Origin of the sequence: Janthinobacterium sp. J1-1 (assembly GCF_030944405.1) — a bacterium.
Lineage (GTDB): Bacteria > Pseudomonadota > Gammaproteobacteria > Burkholderiales > Burkholderiaceae_D > Janthinobacterium.
Genome location: NZ_CP132339.1, coordinates 1,745,711 through 1,766,433, shown reverse-complemented (window position 1 = coordinate 1,766,433; position 20,723 = coordinate 1,745,711). Strand labels below are relative to the sequence as shown.

Genomic DNA, 20,723 nt, shown 5'->3' with positions numbered 1-20,723 from the left:
ATGCTCTTGTTCCCCAATACTACATCGATCGGCGGGGGTGTTAGAAACCTGGCGCCGGTTCTTCCGGGATCTGGTTGCGCAGCGAGAGGTTCAGCACGTTCCAACCACGAATGGCGGCGATGGCGTAGCTCAGTTCGACCACCTCGTTTTCATCGAAATGCTCGCGCAGTTCGGCATAAGCGGCGTCGGTATCGTCGCGCTGCGGCAGCGCATTGACGGCTTCGGCCCAGGCCAGCGCGGCGCGTTCGCGGGGGCTGAAGAACGGCGCTTCGCGCCAGCCGGCGATGGCATTGAGGTGACGCGGCTCGGCGCCCTGCTTGAGCAGGAAGCGCCAATGCATGTCGACGCACACGCCGCAACCGTTGATTTGCGACACGCGCAGGTTGACCAGCTCGAAAAGGCGCTCGCCGATCGCGCTCTGGCTGACCGACTTCGACAGGTTGATCATCGCCTTGAGCGAATTGGGAGCGAGGGAAAAGAAAGGCAGGCGGGCGGTATTGGACATGATGACCTCATTGGTTGGTTGGCGACCGCGCACCATGCGCTGGTCACAGTGATTAGACGTGCGACGCAAGCGCGTTGTGACAGATCCCGTGATTTATTTTCAAAACAGGCGAAAACTATCGCTTGTCACGCCTGCTACAAATGTGGCATGCTACAAATGTTACATGCTACAAATGTAGCCAAACTCATCGCCCAAGGAAAAAACATGCTGTCATTCGCACGCAAATGGATACTGGCCGGCCTGCTGTCCACTGCCGCCCTCACGCTACCGGCGACGGCCGCCGCCACCGATTTCGACAGCATGGTCACGGTCGGCCAGCACCAGCTGCAAGTGGCGCAGATGGGCCAAGGGCCTTATACCGTCGTGTTCGAAGCGGGCTTCGCCAGCGACCAGTCGGTATGGCGCAAGGTGGCGCCGGAAGTGGCAAAAAAAGCGGCGGTGCTGGTCTATTCGCGCGCCGGCTACGGCAAGTCGCCGGCGCGCACGACGCCGCTGACGATGGAGCAAAGCGTGGCCGAACTGGCCGCCGTGCTGGAAGCGCGCCAAGTGCAAGGCCCGCTGATCCTGGTCGGCCATTCGTATGGCGGTTTCTTGATCCGCCATTTCGCCGCCACCCATCCGCGGCAGGTCGCCGGCATGGTGTTCGTCGACCCGGCCGATGAAGGCTTCGAATCCGTCCTCAAGGGCATCGATGCGGCGCGCGTACGGCAGGACCAGCAGATGCTTGCCTCCAGCATCCCGCCCAAATGGCAGGGCGAGCTGCAGACGATCCAGGCCATCCTCGATGCAGGCAAGCTGCCGGCGGCGCCGGCGCTGCCCGACGTGCCGGCGGTGCTGATCACGTCGGTGCAGGCGCGCGCCGGTTCCGACTTTTTCCAGGAAACCCCGGACGTCATCAAGCTCAAGCGCCAGCGCCACGCCGCCTTCCTCAGCCAGTTTTCCAGCGGCGCCCATGTCTTCACGCCCAACAGCGGCCATGGCATCCAGCGGCAGGAGCCGGAGCTGGTGATCAATGCGATCGAGCAGGTGATGACGCTGGCCACGCAGAACGCGGCGCGCCTGGCCAAAGAGAAAGCAGCCGGTGCTGGCGTACAATAGCCAGCATCTTTTACCAGCAGAACCAGCGTTGAAACCATCATGAAAAAAGCCCCCGCATCGACCAGCGTCACCGAGACGCAAGGACTGGACAACCTGGCGCCGCGCGAGCGCCAGGTGGTCGAATGCGTGTACCAGCTGCGGGAAGCCACCGCGGCGCAGATCCAGGAGGCGCTGGGGCCGGACCTGAGCAATTCGGCGGTGCGCGCCATGCTGGGGCGGCTGGAAACGAAAGGCTTGCTGCGGCACAGAGTCGACGGCCAGCGCTATCTGTACAGCGCCGTGGCGCCACAGGCGCAGGTGCGCGAATCGGCCTTGAAAAAACTGGTCGGCACCTTCTTCAACAATTCCAAGGCCAGCGCGGCGACGGCTTTGCTCGGCATGTCGGGCAAACTCAGTCCGGAAGAACTCGACGACCTCGAAGCGATGATTGCAAAGGCGCGCAAGGAAGGCCGCTGATGGCGGGAACCGATCTCGCCCAGCTTCTGCTGAAGCATGGCGTGACGGTCCTGCTGCTGTTATGCCTGCTGCGGCTGCTGGCGCATGCCTCGGCGGCGCGCCGCGTGTTTGCCGCCCGCTGCGGCCTGGTGGCGCTGCTGCTGATGCCGCTTTTCTGGCTGTCGCTGCCGCCGATGCCGCTCACCATGCCGCTGGCCTTGTCGGCCCTGCTTGACCCGCCGCTGGTGATCCCCGCCAGCGTGACGCAGGCCGACGTCCCCGTACTGCGTGAGGCCATTTCCCTGCCCTTGCGCGCGGCCAGCCTCGGACGCTGGCTGCTGGCCGTCTACGTCATCGGCGTGCTGTGCCATCTGCTGCGCCTGGCGCTGAACCTGCGGCAGTTGCGCCGGTCCGCCGCTGCCGCGCGGGCAGTCGACGCCCCCGCATGGAGCGCCGCGCTGGCAAGGCTGCACCGCTCGCTGGGGCTGCGCCGCAAAGTAGCGCTGCTGGTGTCCGATGCGGCGCATTCGCCCTATAGCTGGGGCTGGCGGCATCCCGTCATCGTGCTGGACCGGCACAGCCTGGACAGCGCAGATCCGGGCGCCGTGCTGGCCCACGAACTGGCCCATGTGCGCGCGCATGACTGGATTATGTTGATTCTGGGGCGTGTGCTGCTGGCCCTGTATTGGTGGCACCCGCTGATGTATCCACTGCTGCGCACCCTCGAACACGATACCGAGTGCGCGGCCGACGATGCGGTGCTGGCGGCAGGCAGCAAGCCATCGCACTATGCGCACACGCTGCTGGCGGTGTCGCGCCATGCCTTCGGTGGCGATGCCGCAGGTACGGTGGAAAACCATATCGCCAGTCGTGGCGCCATGCTGCGCAAGCGTATCGCTGCGCTGCTGGAAGCGCATCGCCCGCGCGGGCGCGTCACGGCCCTGCAATGGTGGAGCGGAACGCTGGCGACAGTGGCGCTGCTGTATGTGCTCGGCAGCCTGCAGCTGCGCGGCGAACAGGTGCTGTGGCCGGACCAGCTGGTATCCGTGCCGATGACGAGTCTGGAGCCGCTCGGCTTCCTTGAAACGCTGGACAACCCGAATTTCACCCAGCTGGCCGCCGCCATGCGCGCCGGGGATTTTTCGCTGCGCCATGCGGAGAAAGTGGCATCGTTCCGCCAGCGCGCCGCCATCCCCTCAGTCCTGCAACTGCTGCGCTATCCCTCACCAGTAACGCGGCGCCTTGCCGTCTGGTCCCTGGGCGAGATGCGTTTTCCTGAAACGGCGGCCGCCGTGGCGGCGCTGCTGGCCGACCCCGATGCCTCGGTACGCGCCGAAGCGGCCGGCGCCCTGGGCGACATGGAAGAGACACGCTGGCTGGCGCCCATGATCGCGATGCTGAACGACCCGCATGCCGTAGTGCGCGCCCGCGTCGCGCATGCATTGGGCGATCTGCAGGCCACCGCCGCCATCCCCATGCTGCGCCAGCACCTCGATGACGCGAATGCCGAAGTGGCCGGCGAGGCGCACTGGGCGCTGGCGGAAATGCCCCAGTATTGGTGCGGTGTTATTTCAGCACCGGCCCCACATCGACCACATCGACGCCCTGCAACTGCCCCAGCCAGCCATCGAACCACGGCTTGTGCGACACGCCGACGATGGACAGCACGCGCGCGCCCGGCTGTTCGCGGAAGGTTTCGCGGATATTGGCGACCATGCGCAGGTTGCGGACTTCCCAGCCGGCCACCCACATTTGCGGATAGCCTTGCGGTGACCGCGCGCGCATGGCGGCGCTGACGTTGGCCTCGGCATACATCCGCAGGCTGGCCGCCGTATTGAGCTCGCGGTACAAGGGCAGCAGGTCCGGTGCCCGCATCATCGCTTCCTGCCGCTGTTCGCTTTCCTTCAATGCGGCACCACCTGCCGCCCATGCCGCTTCGATCGCCTGCACGAAGGGCTTGATATCGGGCAGATCGATGCGGTCGCCCGTATGGTTGTCGATGGCATGCACGCGCTGCAGCTTCAGGCGCGCGGCCAGGCGGGCCGCCAGCTGGTAGTTCTCGTTATTGCGCCTGGCCAGTTGCGCGAGTTTGTCCACCAGTGCCTGGTCCAAGCTGTCGCTCGCGCGCCGCTCCGGCGCCGGCAGTTGCAGCCACTGGACATAGGCCGAAGCGACATCGTTCGCCGCGAGGAAAAGCGCCGCCAGTCGCCGCCGCTGCGCCGGTGCCGCGTCCGCCGGCCAGGCCTTCAGGGTCCTGTCCACTTCGGCGAGGGCAGCGGGGACATCGAGCCCGGTAGCGGCCTTTGCCAGCGCGGTCGAGGCGCAATAGTCGGCGCCATATTTTGCGGGATGGCGCGCCGCCAGGTCGCACTCTTCGCCGGACTCGGTTTCAATCGTGATGATGCCCGGCTTGAATGCCGCCAGCCGGTCCAGCACGCCGTCCAGCGCTGCCGGATCGAAGCCGTCCGGCATGGCGTTCAGGGGCATGGTGCCCAGCACCAGTACCTGGGCCCGCGGACCGGTCATGTCGCGATCGAGCGACGCCAGGTCGACCTGCGCCTGTGAGAAATAAGGCCAGGCCGCCGCCAGGCATACCATCGCCGTTGTCCATTTTTTCATGTGCCCCTCCCCTGCCTGTCATTAAAGATAGGGCAACTCTAGGAAAAACAGGGTACAGCCACAAGGCCGGTGCGGGCAGAATGCGTTTTGCGGGGGGCAGGCTGCCGAAACAGGGGGCCAGGCGTTGTCGCTTAAAGCGCGGCTTTTTCTTCGGCGCTCAGGCGCTTGGCGCTGACATAGACCACGTGGGTGGTGACGGCATCGGCGCTGGCATTGGCGACCGTTTTCGGCACCGAAGCGGTGGCCATGCTGGCTGCGGCGGCAACGGCGATGATAGCGATAACGATGGCTTCGATGTGTTTGGCGATGGTCATGGTCAAGTCCTTGGGATCAGTGGTGGTGTGCTGCGATGATTGAACTGTAGACGCAGCGCCCGCTACTTGCCACCGGATTGCGACCAAACGCGCAAATCGCGGAACAGAATACAAACAGCTCTGACGAAACGCAGAAACAGCGGAAAAACCGGCTACAGGCCGCATTTTGATGCGTGCAAGCCCCATTTCCGGCCCTCTCGACCCTGTCTGCGCCCCTAAAAGCCCTGATGCGGGTCAACCTTGTTTATAATCGCCGTACACTAAAGGACCTCTTTCATGACTGATCAATTCTCCAAAAAGGGCGAAGCCTGGTCGGCCCGGTTTTCCGAACCGGTCTCGGACCTCGTCAAGCGCTATACCGCATCCGTATTTTTCGACAAGCGCCTGGCGCTGTTCGATATCGAAGGTTCGCTGGCCCATGCGGAAATGCTGCATGCGCAAGCCATCATCAGCCCGGCCGATTACGCTGAAATCCAGCGCGGCATGGCGCAGATTTCGCAGGAAATCGCCGCCGGCCAGTTCGAATGGCTGCTGGACCTGGAAGACGTCCACCTGAATATTGAAAAACGCCTGACCGAACTGGTGGGCGACGCCGGCAAGCGCCTGCACACGGGCCGTTCGCGCAACGACCAGGTGGCCACCGACATCCGCCTGTACGTGCGTTCCGCCATCGACGACATCACCGCCCTGCTGGCCACCCTGCGCGGCGCCCTGACCGACCTGGCCGAGCAGCACGCCGACACCATCATGCCGGGCTTTACCCACATGCAGGTAGCGCAGCCGATCACCTTCGGCCACCATATGCTGGCGTATGTCGAGATGTTCGGCCGCGACGCCGAGCGCATGGCGGACACGCGCAAGCGCGTCAACCGCCTGCCGCTGGGCGCCGCCGCCCTGGCCGGCACCACCTTTCCGATCGACCGCCTGCGCGTGGCGAAAACCCTGGGTTTTGACGACGTCTGCCACAACTCGCTCGACGCCGTGTCGGACCGCGATTTCGCCATCGAATTCTGCGCCGCTTCGGCCGTGCTGATGATGCACGTGTCGCGCATGGCCGAAGAACTGGTGATCTGGATGAGCCCGCGCATCGGCTTCATCGACATCGCCGACCGCTTCTGCACCGGCTCGTCGATCATGCCGCAAAAGAAAAACCCGGACGTGCCGGAACTGGCGCGTGGCAAGACCGGCCGCGTCTACGGCCACCTGATCGGCCTGCTGACCCTGATGAAAGGCCAGCCGCTGGCCTACAACAAGGACAACCAGGAAGACAAGGAACCGCTGTTCGACACCGTCGACACCGTCATCGACACCCTGCGCATCTTCGCCGACATGGCCGGCGGCATCACGGTCAAACCGGAAGCGATGCGCGCGGCGGCCCTGCAAGGCTACGCCACCGCCACCGACCTGGCCGACTACCTGGTCAAGAAGGGCCTGCCGTTCCGCGACGCCCACGAAGCGGTGGCGCTGGCCGTGCGCGCCTGCGTCGACGCCGGCTGCGACCTGGCCGATTTGTCTTTGGCCCAGCTGCAGGCATTCTCGCCATTGACAGGCGAAGATGTGTTCGAGGTACTGACCCTGGAAGGTTCGGTCGCCGCACGCGATCACGTGGGCGGCACCGCGCCACGCCAGGTACGTGAAGCGATTGCGCGCGTGCGCACGCAGCTGGAAAAGTAAGCACCCTCGTAAGCATCACCTGCGCCCTGTCCGGGGCGCGGCTGCTATCATGCCTGCCTTCAGAATGATCTTTTGGGAGCAGGCATGAACAGCGTCAGCAACGCCATCGCACACACCGGCATCGGTATCGGCGGCACATCCATCGAAGCAGCACTGTCCACCTTGAGCGACATGACGGCCGGCATGGCCGCCATCGGCAAGGACGAACACGCGCAGCGCATCGCCACCGCGCAAGCGTACATGCGCGAGCAGGGCATCGCCGCCATCTACCTGAACGCAGGCGCCAACCTCGTCTATTTCACGGGCACCAAATGGTATGCCAGCGAACGCATGGTGGGCGCCATCCTGCCCGCCAGCGGCAGCCTGGAATATATCGCCCCCGCGTTCGAAGAAAGCACCTTGCAAGGCTTTATGCAGATCGAGGGCAAGGTCAACTGCTGGGAAGAGCATGAAAGCCCGTACCAGCTGTTCGTCGATGTGCTGGCGCGCATGGGCGTGGTACAGGATGCAGTCGCGCCGCCGCGCGTGGGCATCTGCGAAAGCGCCGCCTTCTTTATCTATGACGGCATACGGCCGCTGGCTCCCGGCTACGCGCTGGAAAACGCGCGTGCCGTCACGGCGTACTGCCGCAGCCGCAAGTCGCCAGCCGAAATCGCCCTGATGCAGCGCGTGATGGACATGACCCTGGCCGTGCACGTGGCCACCGCCAGCATGCTATACGAAGGCATCACGACGGTGGAAGTGGAGGAATTCATCAGCCGCGCGCACCGCAAGGTGGGTGCGCCGCGATCGTACTTCTGCATCGTGCTGTTCGGCGAGGCGACCGCCTACCCGCATGGCGTGAACTATGTGCAGACATTAAAGGCGGGCGACACGGTGCTGATCGACACGGGCTGCCAGGTGATGAACTATATCTCCGACATCACGCGCACCTATGTGTTTGGCGCCATCAGCGAACGCCAGCGCAGCGTGTGGAACAGCGAGAAAAAAGCACAGGCGGCGGCGTTTGCGGCGGCGCAACTGGGCGTGCCCTGCGGCGACGTCGACCGCGCCGCGCGCGTGGCGCTGGAAGCCGATGGATTCGGCCCCGGCTACAAGCTGCCCGGCCTGCCCCACCGTACCGGCCACGGCATCGGCATTGATATCCACGAGTGGCCCTACCTGGTCGGCAGCGACACCACGCCACTGGACGTCGGCATGTGCTTTTCAAACGAGCCGATGATCTGCATCCCCGGCGAATTCGGCATCCGCCATGAAGACCATTTTTATATGACGGCAAATGGCCCGCGCTGGTTCACCCAGCCGGCGCACAGCATTGATGATCCGTTTGGATTGGCCTGCTGATCTAGCGCACTGATAGCGTTTTCTGCCAGTTCCGGGCGGCGTGCAGTACCCTAACGATGCTCACGCCGCTCTTTACTGGCAGATAAAAAATCAGAAAATGATCGAAGTTCTTGACTCGCCACTTGCGCATGCCTTGCAGTGAAGGCTGAAGCGTTGACAACGGTGCACCCAGCTTGGGCTGCGCGGCAAGTTCAATAAAACTGGCCTCTGCATTGGACAAAAATTTCTCGGCAAGGCTGATGCCTGCATGCTCAGCCAAATAGACATAGTTATCCACCAGATCGCGCTGCGCTAATGCCCGCTTGTAAATGGTGGACATCTGGTTTTATTTCTTCAAGGAACTCATCCTTGCCTGTCCCTGTCGCCGGATGTCAGCCCAATCTGCCGCTGTCATCGGCGTTTCATCACTGGCCAAGCCCTCTATCAGGAGCGCTTCCAGTTCGCTTTCTGCAGCGCGCTCCTGGTCCGCCTGTATCAGCTGACGCACATATTCACTGACGCTGCCGTAACGGCCACCGGCAACCTGATCATCGACGAATCGTTTCAGGTTCTCCGGTATCGATATTTCCATATTGTCCATGACAGACCTCGCCAACTATTGAAATCTCAATATAGCCGAGAACAGCGGCAGGTCAAACACTTCATTCGCGCTTCGACACCAAGGTCAGGATGTCATAGCTGGCCACCAGCTCATCGTTCTGGTTGGTCACCTGCACGTCCCACGCCACCACGCCCTGGCCGACGCCAAACACGTCCTTGCGGTTGCGGTCGACCTTGCGCTTGCAGGTCAGGCGGGCGCGGATGGTGTCGCCGATGGCCACCGGCGCCACGAAGCGCAGGTTGTCCAGGCCATAGTTGGCCAGCACCGGGCCGACGCCAGGCGAGACGAACAGGCCGGCGGCGGCCGACAGCACGAAATAGCCGTGGGCGATGCGCTTGCCGAACTGCGATTCCTTCGCCGCGATTTCGTCGAAGTGCATGTAGAAGAAGTCGCCCGAGATGCCGCCAAAGGCGACAATATCGGCTTCGCTGACGGTGCGGCGGTGGGTCAGCAGCGAGTCGCCGGTTTTCAGGTCTTCGAAATGCTTGCGGAACGGGTGGATCGGGCTTTCGTTGACGGCCGCGCCACGCACGTATTCACCGGTCACGGCCGCCAGCATGGTCGGCGAGCCCTGTACCGCCGCGCGCTGCAGGTAGTGGCGCACGGCGCGCACGCCGCCCAGCTCTTCGCCGCCGCCCGCGCGGCCAGGGCCGCCGTGTTTCAGCTGCGGCAAAGGCGAGCCGTGGCCGGTCGAATCGACCGAGGCCTCGCGCTCGAGGATATGCACGCGGCCGTGGGTCGCCGCCACCAACGGCACCACGCGCGCCGCCAGTTTCGGATCGCGCGTCACCAGGGTGCTCACCAGGCTGCCCTTGCCGCGTGCGGCCAGCGCCAGCGCTTCATCGATATCGTGATAGCCCATCATGGTGCTGACGGGGCCGAACGCTTCCACGTCATGCACGGCGTCGTTGCCGAACGCATCGCGGCACATCAGCAGGGTCGGCGAGAAGAAGCTGCCATCCTGCGCGCCATCGCCCAGCGGATTGAAACCGTCGGCCGCGCCAAACACTACCTCGTTGCCCTTGGACAGGGTGGCGACGCGCTCGGCCACGTCGTTCTGCTGCTCTTTCGAGGCCAGCGCCCCCATGCGCACGCCGTCGATGGACGGGTCGCCCACCACCACCTTGGCCAGGCGTTCGCGCAGGCGCGTGCCAACGGCGTCCAGCAGATGATCGGGCACGATCACGCGGCGGATCGCCGTGCACTTCTGGCCCGACTTGCCCGTCATTTCACGTACCACTTCCTTGACGAACAGGTCGAATTCCACGTCGTCCGGCGTGACGTCCGGCGCCAGGATGGCGCAGTTGAGCGAATCGGCTTCGCCGTTGAACGGCACCGAATTGGCGATCAGGTTCGGGTTGGTGCGCAGCTTGGCGGCGGTGGCGGCCGAGCCGGTAAACGTGACGAAATCCTGGCCGTTCAAACGGTCCAGCAGGTCGCCGGTGGAGCCGATCACCAGCTGCAGGCTGCCTTCGGGCAGCAAGCCCGATTCATGCATCATGCGCACCACGGCCTGGGTCAGGTAGCTGGTGGCGGTGGCCGGCTTGGCGATGCAGGGCATGGCCGCCAGAAAGCTCGGCGCGAACTTTTCCAGCAGGCCCCAGATCGGGAAGTTGAAGGCGTTGATATGCACGGCCAGCCCGCCGCGCGGCACCAGGATGTGGGTGCCGGCGAAGCCGCCTTTTTTACCCAATGCGATGGCCGGGCCTTCGTGCAGCACGTTCGACGACGGCAGCTCGTTGCTGCCCATGCTGGCGTAGGCGAACAGGGTGCCCGTGCCGCCTTCGATATCGACCCAGCTGTCGGCGCGCGTGGCGCCCGACAGGTGAGAGATCACATACAGCTCTTCCTTGCGCTCGACCAAGTACAGCGCCAGCGCTTTCAGGCGCGCGGCGCGCTGCTGGAAGTCCAGCGCCATCAGGCCCGGCACGCCCGTCTTGCGGGCATAGGTGACGGCTTCCTCGAAATCGATCTTCTCGGCGTGCGTGTGATAAATCACGTTGTTGTTCAGGGCGCTGTGCAGCGGCACGGCGGCCGATTCGCCCAGCCAGCGGCCGGCGATCAGGCTTTGCAACGTTGAAATGTGAGCCATAGTTCGTATTCCTATATAGTTTATTGCGCGGCGGCGTTCTTGTGCAGATGCAGCGGCAGCGCCGATTCAAAATTGAGTCGCTGGCGGTTCGCTTCCACTTCCGTCAGCGCCTCGACTTCGCGCATGGTGTGCATGGAGCGCACGGCCAGTTCGTGGTACTGGCTGGTGCCCGAGGTTTTCCATTTGATTTCATCGTCAGTCAGGCTGCGGATGATTTTCGCGGGCGTGCCGACCACCATGCTGCGCGGCGCCACGATCATGCCGGCTTTCACGAAACTCATAGCGGCGACGATGGACTCGGCGCCGATGACCGCGTTGTCCATCACCACCGCGTTCATGCCGACCAGCGCATTGCGGCCGATGCGGCAGCCGTGCAGCACGGCGCCGTGGCCCACATGGCCGTCGACTTCGACCACCGTGTCGCAGCCGGGAAAGCCGTGCATGACGCAGGTGTCCTGCAGGTTGGCGCCCTCTTCCAGTATCAATCGCCCGAAGTCGCCGCGGATCGAGGCCAGCGGCCCGATATAGCAGCGCGGGCCGACGATCACGTCGCCGATCAGCACCGCGCTCGGATGCACATAGGCGGACGGGTGGACCACGGGGGTAACGCCGTTGATTTCGTAGACTTTGACCATGGTATTTTCCTTTTAACTATCGTGCCATGTGCGTAGGTCGGATTAGCCGGAACGGCGTAATCCGACAAACACCTGTAGCGCCAACAATGTTGTCGGATTACGCGCTACGCGCTAATCCGACCTACGTCCTCACATGCCCAGGTAGGCGCTCTGCACCTGCTCGTTATGCAGCAATTCCGGCCCTGGCCCGGACAGGGTGATGGCGCCCGTCTCGATCACATAGCCGACATCGGCGATCGACAGCGCCGCGTGGGCGTTCTGCTCGACCAGGAAAATCGTGATGCCGCGGTCGCGCAGTTCGGCCACGATGCGGAAGATTTCGGCGATCAACAGCGGCGCCAGGCCCATGCTCGGCTCGTCGAGCAGCAGCAGTTGCGGGCGGCCCATCAGCGCGCGCGCCATGGCCAGCATCTGCTGCTGTCCGCCGGACAGGGTACCAGCGAGTAAAAGACGCTTTTCCTTGAGGATCGGGAACAAACCGTACATGCGCTCGATCTCGCCGGCCACTTCCTGCTGCGGGCGGGTAAAGGCGCCCAGGCGCAGATTGTCCTCCACCGTCATCGGGCCGAACACCTGACGCCCTTCCGGCACCTGGCAGATGCCGGCGCGCACGCGCTTGTCGGCGCTGCTGCGGCTGATGTCCTGGCCGGCAAAGGTGATCGTGCCGGCGCTGATCGGCTGCACGCCTGAAATCGCGCGCAGCAAGGTGGTCTTGCCGGCGCCGTTGGCCCCTACCAGCGCCACCAGTTGGCCCTGGCGCACCTGCAGGGCTATGCCGTGCAGGCCCTGGATGCGGCCGTAGTGGCTGGTGAGGCCGGCGATATCGAGCACCAGCGGTGTTTGTACTTTATCGGTCATGCAGCCACTCCCAGATACGCCGCCACCACGTCGGGATTGGCGCGCACTTCGGCGGCGGTCCCTTCGGCCAGCTTCTTGCCATAGTCGAGCACCAGGATATGGTCCGACAGATTCATCACCAGTTTCATGTCGTGCTCGACCAGCACCACCGTCACGCCCGATTGCGCCACCTTGCGGATCAAGGCTTCGATCTCGCCCGTCTCCGTGTGATTCAGGCCTGCGGCCGGTTCGTCCAGCAGCAGTACCTTCGGCTTGGCCGCCAGCGCGCGCGCAATCTCCAGACGCTTCAGGGCGCCATACGACATCTGGCCCGCCTCGTCGTCGACATGGCGGCCCACGCCGACAAATTCCATCAGCTGGGCAGCTTCATCGCGGCAGGCCGTGTCCGCCCGGCGCACGGATGGCAGGCGCAGCATGGAAGCGAACAGGTTCTGGTTCAGCCGCAGGTGCGCGCCCACCATCACATTGTCGATCGCCGTCATGTTCATGCACACCTGCAGGTTCTGGAAGGTGCGGCTCATGCCGCGCCGCGCCAGCGCATCGGGCGACATGGCGGCCACGTTTTCGCCATTGAGCAGGATTTCTCCCCTGGTCGGCGTGTAGACACCCGTGATCAGGTTGAACAAGGTCGTCTTGCCGGCGCCATTAGGGCCGATCACGGAGTGGATATTGCCTTCCTTGACCATAAAGCTGACATCCTGCACCGCGTGCACGCCGCCAAAGCTCTTGCTCAGGTTGTTAATCGTCAGCATCTCATACCTCCTGTGCCGGTTTGGCGGGCGCCTTGGGCGCGGTTGGCGTGCTTGCCCGCTTGCGCGAACGGCTGGCCAGACTCGGCACCAGCCCCTTGGGCATAAAGATCATGGTCGCCATCAGGATCACGCCGAACACCACCGTCTCCCAGCCTTCAAAACTGGACAGCAGCTGCGGCAAAATCGTCAACAGCGCCGCGCCGATAATCGAACCGAAGACCGACGCCATGCCGCCCACCACCACCATCGTCACCAGCTCGATCGAGTGGAAGAAGCCGGCCAGGTTGGGCGTGATAAAGCCGATGTAATGGGCGCTGATGCTGCCGGCGATACTGGCGATCACGGCCGACAGCACGAACACGCGTACCTTGAAACGCGTGGTGTCGACACCGACCACGCGCGCCGCCACTTCCGAGCCATGGATCGCCTGCAGCGCGCGGCCGACGGGCGAATCGATCAGGTTCAGCGCCAGCCACGTCACCAGCAGCAGCAATACGGCGCACACCAGATACCACGATTTTTCACCGGCGATTTCCAGCCCTGCCACGCTGAAGGCGGACACGCCGATGCCGTCCGGGCCACCGGTCCATTGCGTCTCGTTGTTGATCACGATGGAGATGATGATGCCCAGTCCCAGCGTGGCCATCGCCAGCGTATGGCCCTTGAGTTTCAGGACCGGACGGGCCAGCAGCAGGGCCAGCAGGCCGGTGGCGACGGCACCGGCGGCCAGCGCGGCCAGCGGCGGCCAGTTGTAGTGCGTGGTCAGCACGGCCGACGCATAGGCGCCCAGGCCATAGAAGCCCGCGTGGCCCAGGCTGATCTGGCCCGTATAGCCCATCAGCAGGTTCAGGCCGATGACGACGATGGCGTTCAGCGCGATGCGGATCGCCACGTCATAGTAGAACGCATTGGTGAGGAACAGCGGCAAAATGGCCAGCACCAGCGCCAGCACCAGCAGGCCGCCATGGCGCGAGCGTGTGAAGAAACGTGTGAAGAAGTTGGTCATACACGCTCCGAATTTTTAGCGCCGAACAGGCCTTGCGGCAGGAAGAACAGGATCAAGAGGATCAGCACGAACGGTACCGCGTCCTTGTACGCCGACGAGATGTAACCTGCCGTCATGGCTTCGGCGATGCCGAGGATCAGGCCACCGGCAATCGCGCCCGCGCCGCCACCGAGGCCACCCAACACGGCGGCCACAAAGCCTTTCAGGCCCAGCATGATGCCGGCGTCATACGAGGTATAGGTGATCGGCGCGACCAGGATGCCGCCGGCCGCGCCCAGGAGCGCTGACAGGCCGAACGAGAACAGCAGCACCTTGCGGGTATTGATGCCGACCAGTTGCGCGGCCAGCTTGTTGTGCGAGGTGGCCAGCATGGCCTTGCCCATCAGGGTGCGGCCGAAGAACCAGCCCAGCACCAGCACGATCACGACCGTCACGCCCAGCACCCACAGGCTTTGCGGCAAGAGGCTCGCACCAAAGAATTGAATCGACGTATCGCCGGAAAACGCCGGCAGCGAATGCGTGTCCTTGCCCAGCCAGATCTGCACCAGGCCGCGCAGCACCAGGGAAGCGCCGATGGTGATGATCAACAAGGTGATGACCTGCGCGTTCTGCGCCGGTTCGATCACGGTTTTTTCCATCAAGAGGCCCACCAGGCCGGTGGCGACGACGGCCAGGAAAATGGCCAGCGGCAGCGGCACGCCGGCGGCCGACATCACGGCGGCCAGCATTCCGCCCAGCATGATGAATTCGCCCTGCGCGAAGTTGATCACGCCGCTGGTGTTGTAGATGATGGTAAAGCCCAGCGCCGCCAGCGCATAGGCGGAACCGACCGTCATCCCGGAATACAGAAATTGTAGAAATTGTGCGACTTCCATGGTGTCTCCAATGTGTTCGGCTGCACGCGGGCCGCCCTCGAGAGCAGCCCGCGCGGATACTTCCGGCTTACCTTATTTCGACAATTGCCATTCGCCGTTCTTCACTTCGACCATGCGGAAAGCCGACAGGTCCAGGCCCATATGGTCTTTCGCCGACATATTGAATACACCGGTGGTGCCCACAAAACCCTTGGTCGATTCCAGCGCCGCCCGCACTTTTTCGCGGTCGGTGCCCCCGGCGCGCTTGATGGCGTCGACCGACAGGTTCAGCGCGTCCAGCGCATAGCCGCCAAAGGTCGACGGATCGATCTTGTAGCGGTCCTTGTAGGTCTTGTCGTAGCCGACCACGATGGCTTTCTGCGCGTCCGCATCCGGCAGCATGGCGCCGATCAGCAGGGCCGGCGTCGGCAGGCGCACGCCTTCGGCGGCCTTGCCCGACAGTTTCAGATACTCGTCCGACGCCACGCCGTGCGACTGGTACAGCGGCAGCGCCGTCATGCCCAGCTGGCCGTAGTTCTTGGTGACGACGGCAGGGCCCTGGCCCAGGCCGAACACGAACACGGCCTGCACGCCGGCCGTGTTCTTGATGCGGGTCAGCTGCGCCGTGATATCGGTGTCTTTCGGACCGTAGGTTTCATCGGAGACCAGGGTGATGCCGTACTTGGAGGCGACGATCTGCGACTCCTTGCGTCCCGACGCGCCAAAGCCGCTGGTTTCCGACAGCAGGCCCACCTTGGTGATGCCGCGCTTCTTCATGTCTTCGAACACCTTTTCGGCCGCCATGCGGTCGGTATGCGGCGTCTTGAAGACCCATTTCTTGACCGGGTCGATCACCACCACGGCGCCGGCCAGCGAGATGAACGGCAGGCTGGCGCGTTCCACCAGCGGCGCCATCGCCATCGTCGCGCCGGTGGTGGTGCCGCCGATCAGCACGTCGACCTTGTCCGACTCGATCAGCCGCTTGGTAAAGCCATTGGCCTTGGCCGCGTCGCTGCCGTCGTCGTAGTGCACCAGTTCCAGCTTGCGGCCCAGCACGCCGCCGGCCGCGTTGATTTTCTCGATATACAGCTGCAGGGTTTTCAGTTCCGGGTCGCCCAGGAAGGCGGCCGGGCCCGTGACGGACAGCACGGAACCGATCTTGATATTGTCGGCCGCATAAGCGCCAACGGCGGACATGGCCAGTACGCCGGCAATCAGGGTCTTCTTGAAGATATTCGCAATCATTGTGGTCTCCACCAGGTTGGCACTACGGTCAATTGTTGGTCGGCGCTTTTGCAATCGTGCGCCTTTTTGTTTTTACTTTTTATACACGTTCAATCACGACGGCAATACCCTGCCCCACGCCGATGCACATGGTGCACAGCGCATAGCGCCCGCCAGTGCGTTCCAGCTGGTTCAGGGCGGCCATCACCAGGCGTGCACCGGAAGCGCCCAGCGGGTGGCCGATGGCGATAGCGCCGCCGTTCGGGTTCACGTGCGCGGCGTCGTCGGCCAGGCCCAGGTCGCGCGTAACGGCCAGCGCCTGCGCGGCAAATGCTTCGTTCAGTTCAATCACGTCCATCTGTTCGATGGTGAGGCCGGTCTGCGCCAGCACCTTCCGCGTGGCCGGCGAGGGGCCAAAACCCATGATGCGCGGCGCCAGGCCGGCGGTCGCCATGCCCAGCACTTTTGCGCGCGGCGTCAGCTTGTACTTGTCGACAGCCGCGCCCGAGGCCAGCAAGATGGCGCAGGCGCCATCGTTGAGGCCCGAGGCATTGCCGGCCGTGACGGTGCCGTCAGCTTTTACAACACCCTTGAGTTTCGCCAGCATTTCCAGCGAAGTATCGGGGCGCGGATGCTCGTCGGTGGTGACCATTTTCGGATCGCCCTTTTTCTGTGGCACGGCCACCGGCACGATCTCGCGCTCGAATACGCCGGCCGCATGGGCGGCCGCCCAGCGCTGCTGGCTGCGCAGCGCCAGCGCGTCCTGGTCGGCGCGGCTGATGCCGAATTCCACCGCCACGTTTTCCGCCGTTTCCGGCATGGTGTCGATACCGTACTGCGCCTTCATCTTGCCGTTCACGAAGCGCCAGCCCAGGGTGGTGTCTTCGATTTTCGCCGCGCGCGAGAAAGCGCTGTCGGCCTTGCCCATCACGAACGGCGCGCGCGTCATGCTTTCCACGCCGCCGGCGATGATCAGCTGCGCTTCGCCGGCCTTGATCGAGCGGGCCGCCAGGCCCACGGCGTCCAGGCTGGAGCCGCACAGGCGGTTGATGGTATTGGCCGGCACATCGACCGGCAGGCCGGCCAGCAGCGCGGCCATGCGGCCCACATTGCGGTTGTCTTCGCCGGCCTGGTTGGCGCAGCCATAAAATACATCGTCGATGGCGGACCAGTCGACCGATGGATTGCGCGCGATCAGCGCGGCGATCGGCAATGCGCCCAGGTCATCGGCGCGCACGCCACCCAGGGCGCCGCCATAGCGGCCGAAAGGTGTGCGTACGGCGTCACAGATAAAAGCGTCGTTCATGTTCGGTTCCTTGTTCGGGCTATCAGGAGAAGATCTTCGGGCGCTGGTCGACCACGCGGCGGGCCTTGCCCGTCAGGGTGCGTTCAATGCCGGAAGCGGCCACCAGGCGCACGCGCGTGCTCACGCCCACGTGCGTCTTGATGCGGTGTTCCAGCTCGCGCGCCAGCGCGTCTGTCTCGCTGGCCGACAGGCTGGAGGTCAGGTCGACGCGCAGTTCGGCGATCACTTCCAGTTTGTCCAGGTGGCCGTCGCGCGTCACCACCAGCTGGTACTGCGGCGCCAGCTTCGGCATCTTCAGGATCAGCTCTTCGATCTGGGTCGGGAACACGTTCACGCCGCGGATGATCAGCATGTCGTCCGAACGGCCCGTGATCTTGCCGATGCGGCGCATCGAACGCGAGGTCGGCGGCAGCAAACGGGTCAGGTCGCGCGTGCGGTAGCGGATGATGGGCAGCGCTTCTTTTGACAGCGAGGTAAACACCAGCTCGCCCTCTTCGCCGTCCGGCAGCACTTCGCCGGTTTCCGGGTCGATGATCTCGGGATAAAAATGGTCTTCCCAGATGACGGGGCCGTCCTTGCTCTCGATACATTCGGACGCCACGCCAGGGCCCATCACTTCGGACAGGCCGTAGATGTCGACCGCGTCGATGCCGGCGCGCGCTTCGATTTCCGAGCGCATGGCGTCGGTCCACGGCTCGGCGCCGAAGATGCCGACCTTCAGCGACGAATCGGCCGGGTCCAGGCCCTGGCGCGTGAATTCCTCGATAATGTTCAGCATGTAGGACGGCGTGACCATGATGATGGACGGCTTGAAGTCCTGGATCAGCTGCACCTGCTTTTCCGTCTGGCCGCCCGACATCGGAATGACGGTGCAACCCAGGCGCTCGGCGCCGTAGTGGGCGCCCAGGCCGCCCGTAAACAGGCCGTAGCCGTAGGAGATATGCACCATGTCGCCGGCGCGGCCACCGCCGGCGCGGATCGAACGGGCCACCACATTGGCCCAGGTGTCGATATCGTTCTGCGTGTAGCCGACCACCGTGGCCTTGCCCGTGGTACCGCTCGAGGCGTGAATGCGCACGACTTGTTCGCGCGGCACGGCAAACAGGCCGAACGGATAATTGTCGCGCAAGACTTTTTTATCGGTGAACGGGAATTTGGCCAGGTCGGACAAGGACTTCAGGTCGTCCGGATGCACGCCTGCTTCATCAAAAGCGGCGCGGTAATGGGGCACGTTGTCATAGGCGTGCTTGAGCGTCCATTTCATGCGGTCGAGCTGCAGCGCCTGCAGTTCATCCTTGCTGGCGCGCTCGATCGGTTCGAGGTCATTCGGGGCTGGATTACGTTGGACCATCTCTGTCTCCTGTTAATTCTTTAACTGTTCGGTGTTCGGGCAGTTCAAACCTGCTCTTGGATCACTTCACCCGCCACGCGGATCGACTTGCCGCGGAAGAGCGCAATCGCGCGGCCTTCCTGGTTGCTGACCTTGACGTCGTAGACGCCGCTTTTTCCCGCCAGCGCCTGCTCGACGGCATCGGCCGTCAGCACGTCGCCTTCGCGGCCCGGCGCCAGGTAGTCGATGGTGCAGCCGGCGCCGACCGTGTTCAGGTTGTAGCTGTTGCAGGCAAACGCAAAGGCGCTGTCGGCCAGGGCGAAGATAAAGCCGCCATGGCAGGTCTGGTGGCCGTTGAGCATGTCGCCACGTACGGTCATCGTCATGCGCGCATGGCCGGGGCCGACATCGACGAGGGCGATGCCCAGGGCTTGCGTGGCGCTGTCGCGCGACAGCATGGAGGCGGCGGCCGCTTCGGCCAGGGCCTGGGCTGCGTGTACAGAGTCTTGCTTATGCATGAAACGATGCTCCATTGGCGAGTTTGCGGCGCAGCAGCGGCGAGACGCGGTAGCGGTCCTCGCCATAGCCTTGCGCCAGGTGGTGCAGCACGGTCACGACGTGCTGGACGCCGACCGCATCGGCCCAGGCCAGCGGTCCGCGCGGATAGTTGACGCCCTTCTGCATGGCGATATCGACGGCGGCCGCCGTGCACACGCCCTGGTTGACGGCGTCGGCCGCCTCATTGGCCAGCATGGCGACGGTGCGCATCACGGCCAGGCCCGGCACGTCGTCCAGGCGCGTCACCGTAAAACCGGCCGCCTGGAACAGGCCGACAGCGGCGTTGTACGCTTCATCGGTGCACTGGTCGGCGCGCGCCAGCGCCACGCGCTTGGCGGTGGCATAGTCGAGCGCCAGGTCGAACAGCACCGTGTCGGCGTGTTGATTGTCGTGCGCGCGCTGGGTGGCGCTGCGGCCATCCGTCAGGTAGATCGCCGCGCCATTGCAATGCAGGGCCGGCGCCGTGTCGCTGACCTGGCCTTCGAGCGTGACCCTGCTGGTGACATTGATGCCGGACGCTTCCAGGCGCTGCACCAGCGCGTGGACGATGCCGCTGTGGCCACGGCCGTCGCTGCCGACGGCGCTGGACAAGGCCACCACTTCCGGGCGCGGCTGTGCGCTTTCTTCCCTGGCAGCGGGGATGCTGGCGCCTTCGCCATACCGGTAAAAGCCACGGCCCGATTTGCGGCCCAAAAAGCCCGCATTGACCATTTCCTGCTGCAGCACGGACGGCGTGAAGCGCGGGTCGTTGAAATAGGCGCCGAACACCGATTGCGTGACGGAGAAGTTCACGTCATGGCCGATCAGGTCCATCAGCTCGAAGGGGCCCATGCGGAAACCGCCCGCTTCGCGCAGCACGGCATCGATGGTGGCGGCGTCGCCGGCCTGCTCGCTGAGCAAACGCCAGCCTTCCGCATAAAACGGACGGGCCACGCGGTTGACGATAAAGCCGGGCGTCGATTTCGCATGCACCGGCATCTTGCCCCAGGCAATCGAGGTGTCGTAAACGGTGGCGGCGACCGCTTCGCTGGTAGCCAGTCCACTGATCACTTCGACCAGCGCCATCAGCGGCACCGGGTTAAAAAAGTGCATGCCGACCAGGCGTTCAGGGCGGCGCAGCTTGGCGGCGATCGCGGTGACGGAAATCGACGAGGTATTGGTGGCCAGGATGCAGCGCTCACTGACCAGCGCTTCCAGGTCGGCGAACAGGCTGCGCTTGACGTCGAGGTTTTCGACGATGGCTTCGACCACCAGTGACGCATCGGCCACGTCGCTCAAGCTGCCGGCCGCCTGCAGGCGCGCTGTGGCGTCCTGCGCCTGCTGCGCCGTCATGCGGCCTTTCTCGGCCAGCTTCGTGTACATCTTGCCGATATCCGCCAGCGCCTTGCTGACGGCCTCGGGACGCGTGTCGTAGAGTTTCACGCGGTAGCCGGCGGCCGCCGCCACCTGCGCGATGCCGGCGCCCATGGCGCCGCTGCCGATCACGGCGACAATGCTGTTGTTGTCCAGAGCTGCCAT

The 20,723-nt window shown here is 64.2% G+C and carries 20 protein-coding genes and 1 pseudogene; 5 read left to right on the top strand and 16 right to left on the bottom strand.

Annotation, left to right across the window (positions count from 1 at the left end):
• Positions 1-40: 40 nt before the first annotated feature.
• Positions 41-505 (bottom strand): carboxymuconolactone decarboxylase family protein, encoded by a 465-nt coding sequence (locus Q8L25_RS08000; protein WP_308924354.1) that lies wholly within the window; start codon positions 503-505, stop codon positions 41-43.
• 204 nt (positions 506-709) lie between these two features.
• Here Q8L25_RS08000 and Q8L25_RS07995 point away from each other — a divergent pair, with 204 nt between their 5' ends.
• The 3 genes and pseudogenes from Q8L25_RS07995 to Q8L25_RS07985 form a co-directional block, all read left to right on the top strand.
• On the top strand, positions 710-1,603 hold the full coding sequence (locus Q8L25_RS07995; RefSeq protein ID WP_308924353.1) for an alpha/beta hydrolase: 894 nt from the start codon (positions 710-712) through the stop codon (positions 1,601-1,603).
• Between the two features lie 39 nt (positions 1,604-1,642).
• Complete coding sequence (locus Q8L25_RS07990) at positions 1,643-2,059, top strand: BlaI/MecI/CopY family transcriptional regulator (protein WP_308924352.1); 417 nt, start codon at positions 1,643-1,645, stop codon at positions 2,057-2,059.
• A pseudogene (locus tag Q8L25_RS07985) lies at positions 2,059-3,519 on the top strand (M56 family metallopeptidase); the annotation flags it as partial. The gene Q8L25_RS07990 and the pseudogene Q8L25_RS07985, both read left to right, overlap by 1 nt.
• A gap of 85 nt (positions 3,520-3,604) precedes the next feature.
• Here Q8L25_RS07985 and Q8L25_RS07980 read toward each other — a convergent pair.
• Positions 3,605-4,657 carry a DUF5694 domain-containing protein gene (locus tag Q8L25_RS07980; protein WP_308924351.1) on the bottom strand — a complete coding sequence of 351 codons (1,053 nt, stop codon included), beginning with the start codon at positions 4,655-4,657 and terminating at the stop codon, positions 3,605-3,607.
• Positions 4,658-4,788: 131 nt separating this feature from the next.
• A complete protein-coding gene (locus Q8L25_RS07975) occupies positions 4,789-4,971 on the bottom strand; it encodes a hypothetical protein (RefSeq protein ID WP_308924350.1) in 183 nt (60 codons plus the stop codon).
• Positions 4,972-5,247: 276 nt separating this feature from the next.
• Here Q8L25_RS07975 and argH point away from each other — a divergent pair, with 276 nt between their 5' ends.
• Positions 5,248-6,645, top strand: coding sequence for an argininosuccinate lyase (argH, locus tag Q8L25_RS07970; RefSeq protein WP_308924349.1), 1,398 nt, complete (start codon positions 5,248-5,250; stop codon positions 6,643-6,645).
• Positions 6,646-6,729: 84 nt separating this feature from the next.
• Entirely contained in the window at positions 6,730-7,989 is a 1,260-nt protein-coding gene (locus tag Q8L25_RS07965) for a M24 family metallopeptidase (RefSeq protein ID WP_374694244.1), read from the top strand.
• A gap of 1 nt (position 7,990) precedes the next feature.
• Here Q8L25_RS07965 and Q8L25_RS07960 read toward each other — a convergent pair whose 3' ends face one another.
• The 13 genes from Q8L25_RS07960 to paaH form a co-directional block, all read right to left on the bottom strand.
• Complete coding sequence (locus tag Q8L25_RS07960; protein ID WP_308924348.1) at positions 7,991-8,308, bottom strand: type II toxin-antitoxin system RelE/ParE family toxin; 318 nt, start codon at positions 8,306-8,308, stop codon at positions 7,991-7,993.
• Positions 8,309-8,314: 6 nt separating this feature from the next.
• The gene (locus tag Q8L25_RS07955) at positions 8,315-8,569 is read right to left on the bottom strand and encodes a type II toxin-antitoxin system ParD family antitoxin (RefSeq protein WP_308924347.1); all 255 of its coding nucleotides are present in this window, start codon (positions 8,567-8,569) and stop codon (positions 8,315-8,317) included.
• 61 nt (positions 8,570-8,630) lie between these two features.
• Positions 8,631-10,682 carry a phenylacetic acid degradation bifunctional protein PaaZ gene (gene paaZ, locus Q8L25_RS07950; protein WP_308924346.1) on the bottom strand — a complete coding sequence of 684 codons (2,052 nt, stop codon included), beginning with the start codon at positions 10,680-10,682 and terminating at the stop codon, positions 8,631-8,633.
• A 20-nt stretch (positions 10,683-10,702) separates the two neighbouring features.
• The gene (paaY, locus tag Q8L25_RS07945; RefSeq protein WP_308924345.1) at positions 10,703-11,317 is read right to left on the bottom strand and encodes a phenylacetic acid degradation protein PaaY; all 615 of its coding nucleotides are present in this window, start codon (positions 11,315-11,317) and stop codon (positions 10,703-10,705) included.
• A 129-nt stretch (positions 11,318-11,446) separates the two neighbouring features.
• The gene (locus Q8L25_RS07940) at positions 11,447-12,175 is read right to left on the bottom strand and encodes an ABC transporter ATP-binding protein (RefSeq protein WP_308924344.1); all 729 of its coding nucleotides are present in this window, start codon (positions 12,173-12,175) and stop codon (positions 11,447-11,449) included.
• A complete protein-coding gene (locus Q8L25_RS07935; RefSeq protein ID WP_308924343.1) occupies positions 12,172-12,927 on the bottom strand; it encodes an ABC transporter ATP-binding protein in 756 nt (251 codons plus the stop codon). The genes Q8L25_RS07940 and Q8L25_RS07935 overlap by 4 nt, the downstream gene beginning before the upstream one ends.
• A gap of 1 nt (position 12,928) precedes the next feature.
• Positions 12,929-13,933 carry a branched-chain amino acid ABC transporter permease gene (locus Q8L25_RS07930; protein WP_308924342.1) on the bottom strand — a complete coding sequence of 335 codons (1,005 nt, stop codon included), beginning with the start codon at positions 13,931-13,933 and terminating at the stop codon, positions 12,929-12,931.
• A complete protein-coding gene (locus tag Q8L25_RS07925; protein ID WP_308924341.1) occupies positions 13,930-14,808 on the bottom strand; it encodes a branched-chain amino acid ABC transporter permease in 879 nt (292 codons plus the stop codon). Before Q8L25_RS07925 ends, Q8L25_RS07930 begins: the two co-directional genes overlap by 4 nt.
• A 72-nt stretch (positions 14,809-14,880) precedes the next feature.
• Positions 14,881-16,032, bottom strand: a complete 1,152-nt coding sequence (locus Q8L25_RS07920; RefSeq protein ID WP_308924340.1) for an ABC transporter substrate-binding protein — start codon at positions 16,030-16,032, stop codon at positions 14,881-14,883.
• Positions 16,033-16,111: 79 nt separating this feature from the next.
• Positions 16,112-17,317: a 3-oxoadipyl-CoA thiolase gene (gene pcaF, locus Q8L25_RS07915; RefSeq protein ID WP_308924339.1), complete on the bottom strand. Its 1,206-nt coding sequence runs from the start codon at positions 17,315-17,317 to the stop codon at positions 16,112-16,114.
• 22 nt (positions 17,318-17,339) lie between these two features.
• Positions 17,340-18,668, bottom strand: coding sequence for a phenylacetate--CoA ligase PaaK (paaK, locus tag Q8L25_RS07910; protein ID WP_308924338.1), 1,329 nt, complete (start codon positions 18,666-18,668; stop codon positions 17,340-17,342).
• A 44-nt stretch (positions 18,669-18,712) separates the two neighbouring features.
• Positions 18,713-19,165, bottom strand: a complete 453-nt coding sequence (gene paaI, locus Q8L25_RS07905; RefSeq protein WP_308924337.1) for a hydroxyphenylacetyl-CoA thioesterase PaaI — start codon at positions 19,163-19,165, stop codon at positions 18,713-18,715.
• Entirely contained in the window at positions 19,158-20,723 is a 1,566-nt protein-coding gene (gene paaH, locus Q8L25_RS07900; protein ID WP_308924336.1) for a 3-hydroxyacyl-CoA dehydrogenase PaaH, read from the bottom strand. The genes paaI and paaH overlap by 8 nt, the downstream gene beginning before the upstream one ends.

Excerpts from the sequence above, each read along its gene's own strand:
- Q8L25_RS08000 (WP_308924354.1), bottom strand. The coding sequence starts at position 505 with ATGTCCAATACCGCCCGCCTGCCTTTCTTTTCCCTCGCTCCCAATTCG.
- Q8L25_RS07995 (WP_308924353.1), top strand. The coding sequence starts at position 710 with ATGCTGTCATTCGCACGCAAATGGATACTGGCCGGCCTGCTGTCCACT.
- Q8L25_RS07990 (WP_308924352.1), top strand. The coding sequence starts at position 1,643 with ATGAAAAAAGCCCCCGCATCGACCAGCGTCACCGAGACGCAAGGACTG.
- Q8L25_RS07980 (WP_308924351.1), bottom strand. The coding sequence starts at position 4,657 with ATGAAAAAATGGACAACGGCGATGGTATGCCTGGCGGCGGCCTGGCCT.
- Q8L25_RS07975 (WP_308924350.1), bottom strand. The coding sequence starts at position 4,971 with ATGACCATCGCCAAACACATCGAAGCCATCGTTATCGCTATCATCGCC.
- argH (WP_308924349.1), top strand. The coding sequence starts at position 5,248 with ATGACTGATCAATTCTCCAAAAAGGGCGAAGCCTGGTCGGCCCGGTTT.
- Q8L25_RS07965 (WP_374694244.1), top strand. The coding sequence starts at position 6,730 with ATGAACAGCGTCAGCAACGCCATCGCACACACCGGCATCGGTATCGGC.
- Q8L25_RS07960 (WP_308924348.1), bottom strand. The coding sequence starts at position 8,308 with ATGTCCACCATTTACAAGCGGGCATTAGCGCAGCGCGATCTGGTGGAT.
- Q8L25_RS07955 (WP_308924347.1), bottom strand. The coding sequence starts at position 8,569 with ATGGACAATATGGAAATATCGATACCGGAGAACCTGAAACGATTCGTC.
- paaZ (WP_308924346.1), bottom strand. The coding sequence starts at position 10,682 with ATGGCTCACATTTCAACGTTGCAAAGCCTGATCGCCGGCCGCTGGCTG.
- paaY (WP_308924345.1), bottom strand. The coding sequence starts at position 11,317 with ATGGTCAAAGTCTACGAAATCAACGGCGTTACCCCCGTGGTCCACCCG.
- Q8L25_RS07940 (WP_308924344.1), bottom strand. The coding sequence starts at position 12,175 with ATGACCGATAAAGTACAAACACCGCTGGTGCTCGATATCGCCGGCCTC.
- Q8L25_RS07935 (WP_308924343.1), bottom strand. The coding sequence starts at position 12,927 with ATGCTGACGATTAACAACCTGAGCAAGAGCTTTGGCGGCGTGCACGCG.
- Q8L25_RS07930 (WP_308924342.1), bottom strand. The coding sequence starts at position 13,933 with ATGACCAACTTCTTCACACGTTTCTTCACACGCTCGCGCCATGGCGGC.
- Q8L25_RS07925 (WP_308924341.1), bottom strand. The coding sequence starts at position 14,808 with ATGGAAGTCGCACAATTTCTACAATTTCTGTATTCCGGGATGACGGTC.
- Q8L25_RS07920 (WP_308924340.1), bottom strand. The coding sequence starts at position 16,032 with ATGATTGCGAATATCTTCAAGAAGACCCTGATTGCCGGCGTACTGGCC.
- pcaF (WP_308924339.1), bottom strand. The coding sequence starts at position 17,317 with ATGAACGACGCTTTTATCTGTGACGCCGTACGCACACCTTTCGGCCGC.
- paaK (WP_308924338.1), bottom strand. The coding sequence starts at position 18,668 with ATGGTCCAACGTAATCCAGCCCCGAATGACCTCGAACCGATCGAGCGC.
- paaI (WP_308924337.1), bottom strand. The coding sequence starts at position 19,165 with ATGCATAAGCAAGACTCTGTACACGCAGCCCAGGCCCTGGCCGAAGCG.
- paaH (WP_308924336.1), bottom strand. The coding sequence starts at position 20,723 with ATGGCAGCTCTGGACAACAACAGCATTGTCGCCGTGATCGGCAGCGGC.